Source organism: Mycobacterium terramassiliense, from assembly GCF_900157385.1.
Lineage (GTDB): Bacteria > Actinomycetota > Actinomycetes > Mycobacteriales > Mycobacteriaceae > Mycobacterium > Mycobacterium terramassiliense.
Window position 1 is genome coordinate 2,776,087 of record NZ_LT717701.1, and the last position, 15,785, is coordinate 2,791,871.

Annotated in this window: 9 protein-coding genes, 1 tRNA gene and 1 pseudogene; 7 read left to right on the forward strand and 4 right to left on the reverse strand. The window is 69.2% G+C overall.

Going from position 1 to position 15,785, the window contains the following annotated elements; translation table 11 throughout:
• Positions 1 to 123: 123 nt before the first annotated feature.
• Together MTAB308_RS27720 and aceE are read right to left on the reverse strand one after the other, a co-directional pair.
• A complete protein-coding gene (locus MTAB308_RS27720) occupies positions 124 to 1,440 on the reverse strand; it encodes a PucR family transcriptional regulator (protein ID WP_077104023.1) in 1,317 nt (438 codons plus the stop codon).
• Positions 1,441 to 1,571: 131 nt separating this feature from the next.
• Positions 1,572 to 4,361, reverse strand: a complete 2,790-nt coding sequence (gene aceE, locus MTAB308_RS27725) for a pyruvate dehydrogenase (acetyl-transferring), homodimeric type (protein WP_077104025.1) — start codon at positions 4,359 to 4,361, stop codon at positions 1,572 to 1,574.
• 104 nt (positions 4,362 to 4,465) lie between these two features.
• On the opposite strand from aceE, the gene MTAB308_RS27730 reads away from it, so the two are divergent.
• From MTAB308_RS27730 to MTAB308_RS27755, 6 genes are all read left to right on the forward strand, one after another.
• Positions 4,466 to 5,056 carry a hypothetical protein gene (locus MTAB308_RS27730; RefSeq protein ID WP_077104027.1) on the forward strand — a complete coding sequence of 197 codons (591 nt, stop codon included), beginning with the start codon at positions 4,466 to 4,468 and terminating at the stop codon, positions 5,054 to 5,056.
• Between the two features lie 80 nt (positions 5,057 to 5,136).
• The gene (locus MTAB308_RS27735; RefSeq protein ID WP_077104029.1) at positions 5,137 to 5,562 is read left to right on the forward strand and encodes a DUF3052 domain-containing protein; all 426 of its coding nucleotides are present in this window, start codon (positions 5,137 to 5,139) and stop codon (positions 5,560 to 5,562) included.
• Entirely contained in the window at positions 5,562 to 6,023 is a 462-nt protein-coding gene (locus MTAB308_RS27740; RefSeq protein WP_077104032.1) for a peroxiredoxin, read from the forward strand. Before MTAB308_RS27735 ends, MTAB308_RS27740 begins: the two co-directional genes overlap by 1 nt.
• Before the next feature lie 55 nt (positions 6,024 to 6,078).
• Positions 6,079 to 6,150, forward strand: a tRNA-Val gene (locus MTAB308_RS27745).
• A 275-nt stretch (positions 6,151 to 6,425) separates the two neighbouring features.
• Positions 6,426 to 7,769 carry a triacylglycerol lipase LipY gene (gene lipY, locus MTAB308_RS27750; protein ID WP_077104034.1) on the forward strand — a complete coding sequence of 448 codons (1,344 nt, stop codon included), beginning with the start codon at positions 6,426 to 6,428 and terminating at the stop codon, positions 7,767 to 7,769.
• A 29-nt stretch (positions 7,770 to 7,798) separates the two neighbouring features.
• Positions 7,799 to 8,584: an alpha/beta hydrolase gene (locus MTAB308_RS27755; RefSeq protein ID WP_077104037.1), complete on the forward strand. Its 786-nt coding sequence runs from the start codon at positions 7,799 to 7,801 to the stop codon at positions 8,582 to 8,584.
• A gap of 13 nt (positions 8,585 to 8,597) precedes the next feature.
• Here MTAB308_RS27755 and MTAB308_RS27760 read toward each other — a convergent pair whose 3' ends face one another.
• On the reverse strand, positions 8,598 to 11,753 hold the full coding sequence (locus MTAB308_RS27760) for an ATP-binding protein (protein WP_077104039.1): 3,156 nt from the start codon (positions 11,751 to 11,753) through the stop codon (positions 8,598 to 8,600).
• 154 nt (positions 11,754 to 11,907) lie between these two features.
• On the opposite strand from MTAB308_RS27760, the gene MTAB308_RS27765 reads away from it, so the two are divergent.
• Entirely contained in the window at positions 11,908 to 14,526 is a 2,619-nt protein-coding gene (locus MTAB308_RS27765; protein WP_077104041.1) for a LuxR C-terminal-related transcriptional regulator, read from the forward strand.
• A 37-nt stretch (positions 14,527 to 14,563) separates the two neighbouring features.
• On the opposite strand, the pseudogene MTAB308_RS27770 reads toward MTAB308_RS27765, so the two are convergent.
• Positions 14,564 to 15,699, reverse strand: a pseudogene (locus MTAB308_RS27770) (PE family protein); the annotation flags it as partial.
• Positions 15,700 to 15,785 lie beyond the last annotated feature (86 nt).

Sequence of the window (15,785 nt, forward strand, 5' to 3'; positions counted from 1 at the left end):
TTGGCGGGTGTAACAGATTATGAACCTCGTCTTAGCTTTTTGTATACACCATACAAAACGGCTCCGTAAGCAATGTTTTTGATACCGCCCTGCGACCTGTTGCCTAAATCACTGCCCGTCGGACTAGCCTGTGGTGCCGCTCCGGACCTGTAGGGGCACCGGCGCGACGATGTTGGTGGCGACGCTCGTAGACGCCGCCGGGTAGTTGAGCTGGCCGACCGTCGAGGCCACACGCAGCACGTATGCGTCGCGCGGCTGAGTGGGGTCGCGCCCGGTGAAGTCGGTGATCCGCTTGAGCCGGTAGCGGACCGTGTTTGGATGAACGAACAACTTTCTGGCACAAGCTTCAATCGCCCCGCCACAATCTAAGTAAGCGTCAAGGGTTTCGGTCAGCGTCGGCCCGGCGTCGGCCAGCGGCCCCATCACGTCGGTGTGCAGCGCCACGATCGCCGACGCGTCGCCCATCAGGGCCCGTTCGGGCAGCAGTTCCCGGGCCAGCACGGGCCGTGGCGCGCCCCGCCAGCCGGCGACGGCGTTCATCCCGGAGATCGCCTCGCTGGCGCTGTGGTAGGCCGCGGTCAGCATGGGCGCCGTGGGCCCGATGACCACCGGCCCGTCGGAGAAGGCGGTCAACAGATCGCCCAGGAATTTATCGGTCAGCGACAACTGGCCCGACACGATCGCCACCAGCCAGGTGCCGTGGACGTCGGTGAGCGCCGCCCGGCCGTGGCGCGCGGCGATGTCGCGGACGTCCTGGCTGGCCCGCTGGGTGCCGCCCTCGCCGTCCGGCTCCTCCCGGCCGGGCGCCGGGATCCCGACCACGACCGTCGCCGGCGCGGTGGTGTCCCAGTTCAGCGCCGCGGCGCGGGACAGCAGCTCCGGGCCGGTGTCGCCGCGGACCACCGCGTCGACGACGCTGGCCTCCATCCGGCTGTCCCAGGTGCCGCGCGCCTCGGCCGCCTCGGCGTAGGACGACGCGGCGGTGAACGCCAGGTCCCGGCTGTACTTGAGGACGCCGACCGTCAGGGCGGTCAACTGCTCCTCGGAGCGGGCCACCAGCGGCAGCACCTCCTCGAAGAACTCCATGGTCACGCGCACCATGTCCACGCTGTGCCGCAGGGCGATCCGGCGGGCCAGGTCCTGGGGCACCAGCTCGAAGGCCTGGGCGGTGTAGCTGACGTTGCTGTGCGGGTCCTGCATCCACTCGACGAAGTTGTTGACCGCCGTCTGCACCACCAGCGCCACGCTGGCCCGCTGGGAGGCTTCCAGGTCGGCGAAGAACGGCAACCGGTCCTGCATGATCGAGACCGCTTCGGTGGCCAGCCGGCCGGAGTACTGCTTCAACCGCCGCAGCACCGAGTCCGGCACCGTGTCCAGCAGTTCCAGCGGTGACCTGGGTCGGGACGCCGCGAACGGACCGGCGAAGGCGTTGTCGTTCACCCCTAAAACCTACGCCAGATTTCTGGAAGGATCCGCCAAGCGGCGGGGTGTCGCGGCGCCGCAGTATGCGGCCGGCCGCACACTCGGCCGCGACGGTGCGGCTGGCCGCCCACTCGGCAGGGAAGCGTGGGTCAGGCCACGCCGGGGTCGGATGTCTGCTCGGGCGCGGCTTGCACGTCGTCGATGCGGTACTGGCGGGCCGCCGCGCGGGGCACCGACGGGTCGATCTCCCCGTCGCGCGCCAGCGCCTCGAGCACCGCGACCACCTGGGACTCGGCGTCGGTGTTGAAGTAGCGCCGCGCCGCGGGCCGGGTGTCGGAAAAGCCGAACCCGTCGGTGCCCAGCGTGACGAAGGTGCCCGGCACCCACGGCCGGATCTGCTCGGGCACCGCGCGCATCCAGTCCGAGACCGCGACGACGGGGCCGGTGGCGTCGGCGAGGGCCCGGGTGACGTACGGGGTGGCGGCCGGCTGGTCCGGGTGGCGCAGCCTGGCCCGCTCGACGCAGACGCCGTCGCGGTTCAGCTCGCCCCAGCTGGTCACCGACCACACGTCGGCGGCGACGTCCCACTCGGCGGCCAGCATGTCGGCGGCTTGCAGCGCCGACGGCATGGCCACCCCGGAGGCCAGGAGTTGCGCCTTGTTGGTCCGCTGTTCGGTGGCGGGACGGTAGCGGTAGATGCCGCGCAGGACGCCCTCGGGATCGAAGTTCTCCGGCTCCGGCGGCTGCGGGTACGGCTCGTTGTAGATGGTGATGTAGAAGAACACGTTCTCCGGGTTCTCCCCGAACATGCGGGCCAGCCCGCTTTCGACGATGTAGGCGATCTCGAAGGCGAACGCCGGGTCGTAGGACACCACCGCGGGATTGGTGGCGGCCAGCAGGAGCGAGTGGCCGTCGGCGTGCTGCAGGCCCTCGCCGGTCAGCGTGGTGCGCCCGGCGGTCGCCCCGAGCAGGAAGCCGCGCGCCATCTGGTCGGCGGCGGCCCACAGGCCGTCGCCGGTGCGCTGGAACCCGAACATGGAATAGAAGATGTAGATCGGGATCATCGGCTCGTTGTGCGTCGCGTACGACGTGCCGGCCGCGATGAAGGAGCCCACCGACCCCGCCTCGTTGATGCCCTCGTGCAGGATCTGGCCGACTTCGCTTTCCTTGTAGGCCAGCATCAGGTCGGCGTCGACGGCGGTGTACAGCTGGCCCAGCCGGTTGTAGATCTTCAGCGACGGGAACCACGAGTCCATCCCGAACGTGCGCGCCTCGTCGGGAATGATCGGCACGATGCGCGGGCCAACCTCCTTGTGCCGCAACACTTCCTTGAACGTCCGCACGGTCGCCATGGTGGTGGCGACCTCCTGGTGGCCCGAACCCTTGCGCAACGCGGCGTAGGTGTCGCGGCCGGGCAGCGTCAGCGCCTTGGCCTTCGTCCGCCGTTCCGGCAGGAACCCCCCCAGCGTGCGGCGCCGGTCGAGCAGGTACCGGATTTCCGGGGCGTCCGGCCCGGGGTGGTAGTAGGGCGGCAGGTAGGGATTCTCGTCCAGCTGCGCGTCGCTGATCGGAATCCGCATCGAGTCCCGGAACCACTTAAGGTCTTCCAGGGCAAGCTTTTTCATCTGGTGCGTCGCATTGCGGCCCTGGAAGTGCGCGCCCAGCGAGTAGCCCTTGATGGTCTTGGCCAAGATGACCGTCGGCTGGCCCTTGTGGTCGATGGCGGCGCGGTAGGCCGCGTAGACCTTGCGGTAGTCGTGCCCGCCGCGCTTGAGGTTCCAGATCTCGGAGTCGGTCATGTGCTCGACGAGCGCCTTGGTGCGCGGGTCGCGGCCGAAGAAGTGGTCGCGCACGTAGGCCCCGTCGTTGGCCTTGTAGGTCTGGTAGTCGCCGTCGGGCGTGGTGTTCATCAGGTTGACCAGCGCGCCGTCCTTGTCGGCGTGCAGCAGGGCGTCCCACTCGCGGCCCCAGACCACCTTGATGACGTTCCAGCCGGCGCCCCGGAAGAACGACTCCAGCTCCTGGATGATCTTGCCGTTGCCGCGCACCGGGCCGTCGAGGCGCTGCAGGTTGCAGTTGATGACGAAGGTCAGGTTGTCCAGGCCCTCGAGCGCCCCCACGTGCGCCAGCCCGCGACTCTCGGGCTCGTCCATCTCGCCGTCGCCCAAAAAGCACCACACGTGCTGGTCGGAGGTGTCCTTGATGCCCCGGTCGTGCAGGTAGTGGTTGAACCGGGCCTGATAGATCGCGTTGAGCGGGCCCAGGCCCATCGACACGGTGGGGAATTCCCAGAAGTCGGGCATCAGCCGCGGGTGCGGGTAGGAGGGCAGCCCGCCGCCGGCGTGGCTGTGCTCCTGGCGGAAGCCGTCGAGCCGATCCTCGCTGAGCCGGCCCTCGAGGAAGGCGCGCGCGTAAATGCCGGGGGAGGCGTGGCCCTGGATGAACACCTGGTCGCCGCCGCCGGGATGGGACTTGCCGCGGAAGAAGTGGTTGAAGCCGACCTCGTACAGCGCCGCCGACGAGGCGTAGGTCGAAATGTGGCCGCCTACGCCGATTCCCGGGCGCTGGGCGCGGTGCACCATGATCGCGGCGTTCCAGCGGATCCACGCCCGGAAGCGGCGCTCAACGTCCTCGTCGCCGGGAAACCACGGCTCCAGTTCGGTCGGGATGGTGTTGACGTAGTCGGTCGACGTCAGCGACGGGATGGCCACTCGCTGCTCGCCGGCCCGCTCCAGCAGCCGCAGCATCAGGTAGCGCGCCCGCGCGGGCCCGGAGCGGTCCAGCAGTTGGTCGAAGGACTCGAGCCATTCCGACGTCTCGTCGGGGTCGATGTCGGGCAGGTAGGAAGCGACGCCCTCGCGGATCACCCGGACGCGGTCGGGTTCGCTTGCGCTGCTGGGGGATTTGGCCAGATCGTGGCGCGCGAACTCCGTGGTCAACTTCCGCTCCTGTATTCGGTTGCGTGGTGTCCTTCTATCGTGCCGCACCGACGTTTCGGGCGGGTAGCCGCGCCCGCATTACGCACCCGGTAACGTCAGCAACCGTGCTCATCGGATGGCGTGCCGTCCCTCGCGTGCACGTGGGGGATTTCCCGAGGCGGGGCGCGCTGGCGCTTGGCTGCGTCGCGGCGCTGGTCATGGGGATCGTCGGGTGTACCAGCGTCACCAACGGCACGGCCACGCCCGATACCAAGGTCGCCCCGGCCTACCGGCAGTCGGTGTCCGCGTCGGTGTCGGCCTCCTCGGCCACGTCGCGGGTGCACGAGTCGCAGCGGCAGCAGTCGCTGACGACCCGGGCCGTGCGGACCTCCTGCGACACGCTCGCCACCTCGGCCAAGGACGCGATCGACAAGGTCAACGCCTACGTCGCGGCGTTCAACGGGGGCCGCAACACCGGCCCGGCCGAGGGCCCGGCGATCGGCGCGCTGAACGACAGCGCCACCACGGTGTCCAACAGCTTCAACGACGCGCTGTCGCAGGACCTGAAGGACGCGTTCAACGCCTATGTCGACGCGGCGCGCGCGGTGGCCAACGCCATCGGCACGCACGCGTCGATCGCGGAGTTCAACAGGCGGGTCGACCAGCTCAACGACACCAAGACGAAGGCGCTGAAACTGTGCCTGGCATCCTTCTGAGGCACGGGTATGGACCGCGTTCTGGCTGTGCGACGATAATCCCCATCGCACGGTGCGCGGACGGTTGAGGAGGTTCCACGGTGGTCGCGGCGGATGACGCCTCGAGCTTCGCTCGCAAACTGGGCATCCAACGGGACCAAGTCGTCCAGGAGTGGGGCTGGGACGAGGACTCCAACGACGACATCCGCGCCGCTGTCGAGGAAGCGTGCGGCGGTGAGTTGCTGGACGAAGACAGCGACGAGGTCATCGACGTCGTGTTGCTGTGGTGGCGCGACGGCGACGGCGACCTGGTCGACACCCTGATGGACGCGATCACCCCGCTGGCCGAGGACGGCGTGATCTGGGTGCTCACGCCCAAGACCGGCAAGCCCGGCCACGTGCTGCCCGCCGAGATCGCCGAGGCGGCCCCCACCGCCGGCCTGATGCCGACCTCGTCGGTCAACCTCGGCGACTGGAGCGCCAGCCGGCTGGTCCAACCCAAGTCGTCGCGAACCGGGAAGCGTTGATGCTGCCCGTCGGCACCGCCGCCCCCGACTTCACCTTGCGCGACCAGAACCAGCAGCCCGTCACCCTGAGCTCGTTCCGCGGCGCCAAGAACGTCCTGCTGGTGTTCTTCCCGCTCGCGTTCACCGGGATCTGCCAGGGCGAGCTGGACCTGCTGCGCGACCACCTGCCGCAGTTCGAAAACGACGACAGCGTGGCGATGGCCATCTCGGTCGGGCCGCCGCCCACGCACAAGATCTGGTCGCTCGAGAGCGGCTTCATGTTCCCGGTGCTCTCGGATTTCTGGCCGCACGGCCAGGTCAGCCAGGCGTACGGCGTGTTCAACGCCGACGCCGGATATCCCAATCGCGGTACCTTCGTCATCGACCGGTCCGGCATAATTCGTTTCGCCGAGATGAAGCAGCCCGGCGAGTCCCGCGACCAGCGGCTATGGCTCGACGCGCTGGCGGCTCTGCGGGCCTGATTTTTGGGTGTCGAGCCGCCGGGCGGGTAGCCTGCGGCGGACCCCCCGGGTTTCAGGGCGCGTAGCTCAGTGGTAGAGCTCTGGTTTTACACACCAGCGGTCGGCGGTTCGATACCGTCCGCGCCCACTCAGTGGTTTTGGCGTCGCGGGGTGAACCACGCCGTCATGCCATCGCCTCGGCCCGGGCGATATGGCTTCGAAGCCCAGCGCTTTCGCCATGTCGCGGTAGCGATCGGGGTCGGCACTCCGGGCCGGCCCGCTGCCGTTGCACCGCACTATCGTGTCACCACGAACCGGGTCCGGTTAAGTAGCCGACCGCGCGGGCCGGACCGTCATTCAGTAGACGACTACTGCAGACCGCGCCGTCGCTTCGCATGAGGCTGGGCTCATGGGTGGACGGTCATGTCGTATGTGATCGCGGCGCCGGAGTTCGTGGCGGCGGCGGCAACAGATCTGGCGGGCATCGGCTCGTCGCTCGGCGCCGCCCACGCGGCGGCCGCGTCCCGGACCACGGCGGTGCTGGCCGCGGCCGGGGATGAGGTGTCGGGCGCGATTGCGGCGCTGTTCTCGGGCCACGGCCAGCAGTTTCAGGCGCTCGCCGCTCGAGCGGCGGCCTCGTATGAGCAGTTTGTGCAGGCGTTGACCACGAGCGCGGGCTCCTATGCCAGCGCTGAGGCCGCCAATGTGGTAGCGGTGAGAGCTGTCGGCAACGGTATCGCCGCGGGATTCAACAAGGTGGGAAACACGGTCGTCACCGACATCTTCGGGGCACCGGCCAATCCGCCATTCCCGGCAACGCAGCCCGGGACGTTCACCGGAATGCCTTCGCTGGCAACCAGAATCGAAAACGCTGCGTTCTGGCCGGTGAAAGATTTCCTGACCTTCTCCGGCATCTACAACCAGTGGGGGATACCGGCTTCGCCGTTCAACCAACTGCTTGCCAGCGGTCTCCTCTCGCCGATCCTCGGCAACTCCCCGCCCAAGTTCTTGCCGTTGCTGCTGGGAGAGACGGTCCAACACACCACCTATGACGGGATGCCCGTCGTGCAGATCACGCCGGCCCATCCGAACGGCGACTACGTGGTCGCCATTCACGGTGGCGCGTTCATCTTGCCGCCGACGATCCTGCACTGGCTCGATTACACCGTGATGGCCTACCAGACCGGCGCGACCATCGAGGTGCCGATCTACCCGTTGATGCAGCAGGGAGGCACCGCCGGCACGGTGGTACCCGCAATGGCCGGCCTGATCTCCTCGGAAATCGCCGCGCACGGGGCCTCACACGTCAGCGTGATCGGCGACTCCGCCGGTGGCACCCTCGCACTGGCGGCCGTTGAATCCATGGTGGCAAACAACGAAACCGTCCCGGCTTCAATGGTTTTGCTGTCCCCGTGGCTGGATGTCAGCGATACCAATCCCAACATCGGATTCGTCCACGATCCCCTGCTTCCCCCGCTGGGAACCGGCGCGCAACAGATCGGGAAGATATGGGCGGGCGGTCTTCCCGAGAACAACCCTCTGGTGAGTCCGCTGTACGGGTCATTGAAGGGGCTCCCGCCGACGTACGTCTACTCGGGCTCCCTGGATTCGGTCGCACCCGACGCACTCGTCCTCCAACAGGAAGCCGCGGTCGCGGGGGCCCCGATCAGTTTCGTGCTGGCCACCGGCGGAATTCACGACTGGGTTCTGCTCACCGTGGACGGATTCCGATACTGGCCCCAGATCGACCAGGAACTCGGTATCTAAGACGCCCCTCGGCTGTCATCCTTTGTTTCATGTGTTCCGCCAAGCACGTCGTTCTCATCCATGGGGCCTGGAGCCGTGGGGAGCAATTGGCCCCCGCCCGCGCCGCATTCGAAGAACGGGGCTATACGGCGCACACCCCGACGCTGCGCCATCATGAACTTCCGCTGCACCAGGGCGCGCTGAAAGTCGCGTCGCTGAGCCTTCGCGACTACGCCGACGACCTGGTGGCGCTGGTGAATTCGCTGGATTCCCCGCCGCTTCTGGTCGGTCACTCGATGGGCGGGCTGTTGGCGCAGTTGGTCGCCGCCCGCACCCGCCCGGCCGGCTTGGTGGCGGCCTGCCCCGGCCCGGTGGCGGGCGTCCTCGGCGGAACCCGCAGCAGCTTGCTCATGTCCCTGCCGCACGTGTTACGGCCGCGCTCCTGGACCAAGCCGTGGCGCCCACCGACGTTCGAGCAATTTCGACGCTGGATCGCCAACGCGCAGACCGAGGACACCGCCAGGGAGATCTACGACGGTTTGGTCTGCGAATCCGGACGCTATTTGTGGGAACTGCTCCTTGCGGTGCCAAGGCTTTCGAAGGTCACCGTTGTCGATTTCGCGGCGGTTAGTGCGCCCGTGCTGGCGATGGGGGCGGAGCGCGACCGCATCGTCCCGCCCGGAGTCGTGCGCCGAACCGCGGCCCGGTACCGACACGGCGCCTCGGTCGAGATTCCCGGTTCTGACCACATGGTGTTTTCCGGGGCGGCTCTACCGGTCACCATGAGCCATATCGACGAGTGGATGGCGACAAATCATGTCTTGGCCGCCGGCTAGATGTACCGTGCCGTCACGCCATCGCTTGGGCTAGGGCGATATGCCCTTCGAAGCCAACGGTTTTCGCCATGTCGCGGTAGCGGTCCCGGAACCGCGCATAGGTCGCGTCATCACCGTGAGCTCGCGCCAGCAACGCCCGCATCCTCAGCAGCGGGACTTCGAACAGCACGTATCCCGGGTCGGTCGGCTCCGCCGCCAGCCGATCGATCGCGGCCCGCGCCTCCTCGAGGTCGGCGTTGGTGCCGCGCCGCAGCAGCGATTCCACCAAGACCCTGACGGCCTCCCCAAGGGAGAGGGCGTCACCCGCGTCGAACGTGTAGTCGACGACCGCGCGTGCCAACTCGATGGCGCCGTCCACATCGCCGGTTTCGGCTTTCTCCTTCGCGATCTCGGTGTCGACCGTCCGCACAATGGTTTTCGCGTAGCCATGCCGCAAGTTGGCTTCACGAAACTCCGCAAGCAGCGCGAAACCGGCCGCACGATCGCCTTGGCTGATCAAGACTAGGCCGCGACTCACCCGGGCGGCATCCACCTGGAAGTCGTCGCCGGAATGCTCTGCCATCGTCATCGCTTCGGCGGTGTCCCGGTCGGCCGACGCGTCGGGGAGCAAGGCCCCCGCATGGGCGGCGAAGCGGTACCTATACAGCACGGGAATGTGAAGGGACGCCGGGTCGACGCTGCGAACCATCGCGATCGCCTGGTCGAGGTCTTCCCTCCAGCCCGGAACACCGAGGCAATATCGACAGCTGCCGCGCATGAGGATCGCCATCGCCAGTGGCGAGCCAATGGGACCAAGACTGCCCCTGGTGGGATCGCCGTCGGCCACGTCGATGACGCTCTGCGCCAGGCGCAGACCTTCGGCTGTCCGGCCCGCCATCCACATGGCTTGGGCCACAAGCAACATCAACGTCAATGGCGGCTCGGCGATCGACTCGAGCAGTTGGGTGCAGTCCGACGCAAGCTGCGCCGCTTCCCGGTAGCGGTTATGGAATACCAGCGCCGACATCAGGCCGCCCATGCCGATCGCCAGCGACACTGTGTCGCCGGCGGCGCTGCAAAGGTCACGCAGTTCCTCGAAGCCGGTGTCGGCGATGGAACCGGCGACCCGGACGGTGTTGATGCACAGCAGAAGCCGCGGGGCAATGCGCATCGACGCCCGGCCGGGGTCATCGGTGGGCAACCGGTCGGCGTCCGTTCGGGCCCGTTCCCAGCTGTTGCGCGCGGCCCGGATATCGCGGGCTTGCGCCCATGCCCCGGCGCGCATGTGCCAGCCGAAAGCGGCGCGCAGGTCATCTGCGGCCTCGAAATGCTCGGCGATCAGCGCCGCGTTCTCGTCCAGCGCATCCGGGTGGCGTTGTTGGATCGCGTTGGCCAAACGTCGATGCAGATCGACGCGGTCGGACTTCAGCAGCGTTTCGTAGGCCACGGCCCGGATCAGCGGGTGGTGAAAGGCGTACTCGGCGTGCGGGCTGAACCGCACCTGGTCGACGAGTTCGGCAGCGATCAGCTCGCCCACCTCGGCCTCGCCATCGAGCAACGTCAACTGGTCCGTACTGAAACGCAACCCGATCACCGCGGCGGCGTTCAGAGCCTGCTTCGCGGCGAGGCCGAGCCGGTCGATGCGGGCGGCGATGGTGGCCTGCAGGGTCGCCGGCACGGCGGCATCGGCCTGATCGATCCGGCAGACATAATTGCCGCGGGCTCCGCTCAGGACGCCGCGCTCGGCCAGGTCGCGCACCATCTCTTCGGCGAAAAAGGGGTTGCCGGCGGCCCTTTCGGCGATCTTGGTGGCCAACCCGCCGACCGAGGGGTCGGGCCCGAGCAGCTGCAGGACCAGCGCGGCGGTCTCCGGGTCGCTCAGGGGTGCAAGGGCGATGCTGTGCGCAGCGGGGATCTGGCTCAGCGCGCCCCGGTATTCGGGGCGGTAGCTGATCAGCACCAGCGTCTTCGTCTGGGGGATCACCGCCACGAAGTCGGCGAGCAGGGATTCGCTGACCTTGTCGATCCAGTGCAGGTCCTCAACGACGTAGACCGCCGGGGCCTTTCGGGCCAGCGACGCGGCATTGACCAGCGCGGTCAACCGCCGCCGGCGTGCATCCGGATCGATCTTGGCCAGCGCGGCATCGGGGTCGGCGATGCCCAGCAGATCCTCCAACAGCAGCACGTCCTGGGGGTCGGCGTCAGGGAATTGGGCCCGCACCCGGGTACGGGCGGCCGCGTCGTGCAAGCCGCGTACGCCGGTGGCCGCGCGCAGCAGCTGCGCCACGACGCGGAACGGGATGTCGCTGGCGTGTGATTCGCAGAAGGCGCTAAACACCTCGACACCGCGGGCGGCTGCCAGTGCGGTGACCTCGCGCACCAGACGGCTCTTGCCGATGCCCGGCGCTCCGACCACGCCGACGATCGCGCCGCATCCGTCGACGGCGCGGTCCAACAAGGCCTCGACCGCGGCCATCTCCCAGCGCCGGCCGACCAGATCGGACTCGGCGCGCTCGGCGCGTTGCCCGCCGGCCATGCCCAACAGCCGACGCGCCGGCACGGGTTGCTCGGCGCCCTTGATCCGGACCAGCTCCGGGCGGCCAAGGACGGCCGCGCCCTCCACCAGCCGTGCCGTCGAGGCGCTGAGCATCACCCCGCCCGGGGGCGCCACCGACTCCATCCGCTGGGCCATGCCGACCTGCTCGCCCACGGTGGCATAACCGAACCGGCCCGAACCCATCCCACCGGCGATCACCTGACCGGAGTTCAGCCCGACCCGCAACCGCAGCTCGATGCCGTCGCGCGCACGCACGTCGGCGGCAAGCCGGTTGGCCTGGTCCTGAATGCCCACGGCGGCCAGGCAGCCCCGAACGGCGTGGTCTTCCAACGCCACCGGAGCGCCGAACACCGCCATGATCCCGTCGCCGGTCCACTGCGCGACCGTGCTGCCGTAGCGCTGCACCACCGCCGCGCAGCGATCGGAGAGCTCGGCCATGATCTCGCGCAACCGCTCGGCACCCACCGCCGCCGCGATGTCCATCGAGTGCACCACGTCGGCGAACAGCACCGTCACCTGCTTGTACTCCGCAGGGGCATCATGCGCCGCGATCGGTGCACCGCAGCCATCACAGAATCGCGCACCCTCGCGCGGGTCCGTGCCACACGTGCGACACGCGGTCGTTGCGGTCATCAGAACCTCCGCCGCCTCCGGCCCCCAGGTCCCGTTTGACCAGCATAGGGGCACAGCAGGGTTCCTAGAAGGGGTTTGATGGCCGGTGCTCAGGGCTTCGATTCGGAGGCTGATTAACGCCAGTATCTGGGGTGACCGCACGTACGCTTTTCTGGTGCGCTTGCCGTGGCCGTTGGTGGGCCGCTCGGAGGAGATGGCAGCTATCGAAGCCGCCATCTCGGCTTCGGATGCGTCCGGCGTCGTTGTCCACGGGGCGGCGGGCGTGGGCAAGAGCCGCATCGCCCGGGAGGCCTTGACCGCTGCCGAGTCGCGAGGATGCGAGTGCCGATTGGCGGTCGGTACGTCGTCGGCCCGGTTGATTCCGCTCGGTGCGTTCACCGCTTGGGCGCCATCGGATGTCACCGATACCGTTCAACTGCTGCGGGGGGTGATCGAGTCGCTGACGGCCGCGCCTCCGGACGCCACGGTGGTGGTGTGCGTCGACGACGTGCATCTGCTCGACGACCTGTCGATATTCGTCGTGCACCAGATCGTTGCGCGCGGCGTAGCGAAGGCGCTGCTGACCGTTCGCGACGGTGTGCCCATTTCCGCTGCGGTGCAAGAAATCTGGAAGGCCAGCCGGTTCGACCGGCTGGATCTGCAGCCGCTGTCGCTCGATCAAACGACCACGCTGCTGTCGGCGACGTTAGCGGGGCCAGTGGATTCGGATGCGGCGCAGCGGCTCTGGAACCTTACTCGCGGCAACGTCTTGTACCTACAGAACATCGTCGAGCAGGAGGTCGCCGATCGCCGCATCGTGAAAGAGCACGGGCGCTGGAGCTGGATCGGTGATCCGATCATGCCGCCCAATCTGGTCGAGCTGCTCCAATCACGCATCGGCGACCTACCCGCCGCGGTGGGCGATGTGCTCGACGCCGTGGCAGTCGGGGAGCCGATCGAGCTGGCGGCGCTGCGGCGGATCACCGACCCCGCCGCGGTCGAGGAGGCCGACGCCCGCGGCCTGATCACGGTCGAGCCCGGCGCCGCCGGGGTGCAAGTGCGGGTGGCGCATCCGCTCTACGGCGAGGTGCGCCGCAGGGGCGCGCCACCCACGAAGCTGAGGCGGCTGCGGGGGCTGGTCGCCGCCGAACTGGCCAAGTCCGATCAGCACGACGATATGCAGGTCGTCGTGCGGCGGGCCACGTTGAGCCTCGACTCCGACCTGGCGCCCGACGTGGGGCTGCTGGTTCGGGCGGCCCACGGCGCCGTCTGGTTGGCAGATCTGCCCCTGGCCGATCGACTGGCTGAGGCGGCAGTCCGAGCCGGGGCGGGGCCGGAGCCGAACCTTGTTCGCGCGCATGCCCTTTCGTGGCTCGGCCGAGGCGATGAAGCGGAAGCGGTGCTCACCGAGATTGACATCGGCCAACTGAGCGACGGCGACCGTGCGCAGTTCGCGTTCTTTCGCGCGAGCAACCTGCTCTGGGCGCTGGGCGACCCTGCGCGTGCGAAGCAAGTCATCGACGACGCGGCGCGCTCCACACCGCCTCAGGCTCGCAGCTATATCGACGCCTTCCTCACGGTGTACTGGTTTGCGATGGATCAGCCCCACAAGGCGTTGCACGCATCGGCGAAACTCGCGGTCGACGACCTGCCCGCCGTCGTCGGAGCGGAGATCGCGTGGGCGCTGGCCACCATCGCCGCGGACGCCGGACGCGCCGGCGCGGCTGTGAGCACCGCTGAGGCCGGATACGTCGCCGCGACCCGCTCATTCGACGCTCCGCACATGAGGTTCAACATCGCCGATTCGCACGTGAGCGCGCTGCTGCTGTCCGGGCGGATCGGTGCGGCCGCCGACGTGGCCGACCGCGTGCGGCAGCAGGCGGCTTCCCTTCCGGGAGCGGCCCAATTGCTGGGTGCTGCCGTGGCGGGTCGTGCCGCCCTCGGTGCCGGCGACCTTCGTTCCGCCTGTGCGTTGTTGGAAAAGGCGGCGGTCGGGATGTCCGGATCGCACCCTGCGGGTTGGGGGTACCGCTACCACATCCCATACGCGACGGCGCTGGCCGCCCGCGGATCGACGGACGAGGCCGCCGCCGCGCTTGCCGCGCTCGATAACGTGCGACGCCCATTTCGGTCGCTGGACTACGAGTTGAGCCTCGCCCGGGGGTGGGTCGCCGCGGGCCAGGGCGCGGCGAGCGAGGCGATCGCCGTTGTGTCGTCGGCGGCCCAAAATGCCGCCAGCAGAGGTCAATTCGCGGCGGAAGTGATGTGTTTGCAGGTTGCCACCCAGTTCGGGGACTCGTCGGGCGCTCCTCGGTTGCGTGAGCTCGAGGGGATCGTCGAGGGGCCACGGGCGGGCGTGGCCGCGCGGTTCGCCGAGGCATTGCGCGACGGCGACGCCACCCAATTGGGCGAGGTTTCACACCAATTCGAGCGTCTTGGCGATCTTGTTGCCGCCGTCGATGCGGCCGCCCACGCCGCCCTGGCGTATCGCCGCAAAGGCCTTCGGGGATCGGCGTTGGGCTGCTCGACGCGCGCCGGCGCCTTGGCCGAACGTTGCGGCGTAAGTACTTTGGCACTTCGCCAGGCCCGCGAGCCCTTGCCGCTGACCGATCGGGAACGTGAGATCGTGATGCTCGTCGGCGAGGGGTTGTCCAGCCGCGAAATCGCCGAGCGGTTGACCCTGTCCGCACGCACCGTCGAAAGCCACGTCTACCGCGCGATGTCGAAAACCGGGACCGCCAGCCGCGAGGAACTCGCCGCGCTGCTGCCCCGCCCCGGGGCGCGAACACAATAAACGCACGAAGTCCCAAGAGGCGCTACGGCAACCCATCCATTCCGTTCACGCCGAACAGCGTTCCGCCGGTGCCGCCGGCGCCGGAGGTGCCCGGAGTGACGCCGGGTCCGGCGTTGCCGCCGTTGCCTCCGGCGCCGAGCAGGCCCGCATTTCCGCCGTGGCCACCGTTGCCGCCCGCCACGGCGCCTGCGCCGCCCGCACCGCCGGCCCCGCCGGTACCCAGGAGCAGGCCGCTGCCGGGTCCGCCGACGCCGCCGGCGCCGCCGGTGCCCGTTGGGCTGGCGCCGCCGGCCCCGCCGTTCCCGCCGGGCCCCAGAAGTAGGCCGGCGCCGCCACCGTTCCCGCCGGCCCCGCCGGTGCCCGTTGAGCTGCCGCCACCGGCGCCGCCGGCGCCGCCGCCGTTGGCGAGCAGCACCGCATTGCCGCCGCCCCCGCCGTTGCCTCCGGCGGCCGCGCCAAACCCGCCGTCTCCGCCCTCTCCACCGGCGCCCTGCAGCAGGCCGGCGTTGCCGCCGGTCCCGCCCGCTCCGCCGGTGCCGGCCGCGCTGGCCCCGCCGTCCGCGCCGGCGCCGCCGTAGCCGAAGAGCGGGCCGCCATTGCCCCCGGCCCCGCCGGCGCCCCCGGTGAGCCGCCGGCCCCGCCGGCCCCGCCGTAGCCCAGCAGCCCGGAAGCGCCGCCGTTACCGCCGGCCTGGCCGGGCGCGCCGGAGCCGCCGGCTCCGCCGTTGCCCAGCAGCCACCCGCCGGGCGCTCCGTTTTGCCCCGTGCCCGGGGCCCCGTTGGCGCCGTTGCCGATCAGCGGGCGCCCGGTCAGCGCCAGGCTCGGCCCGTTGATCGCGTTGAGCAGGTCCTGCTCGACGGTCTGCGCCGGATTGACCGTGAACGCGGCAACGTTGGCGGCCTCGGCGCCGGCATACGATCCCGCACCCGCGGTCAACGCGTGCACAAAGTGGTCGTGGAATGCCGCCGCCTGCGCACTGAGCGCCTGAAAACCCTGACCGTGGGCCGAGAACAGCGCCGCAATCGCCGCCGACACCTCATCCTCGGCCGCCGCCAGCACGCCGGTGGTCGACGCCGCGGCCGTCGCGTTGGCGTCGCCGAGCGCCGAACCGATGTTCGTGAAATCCTGCGCCGCCGCCGCCATCATGTCCGGTGCCGCGATCAGATACGACATGTCCATCCACCCATTCGCTCGTTGGCCGCGGGCGCACCGGCGGCCATCGTGTGACCAGGTATTGCGCACACCAGCCTCATCCGAAA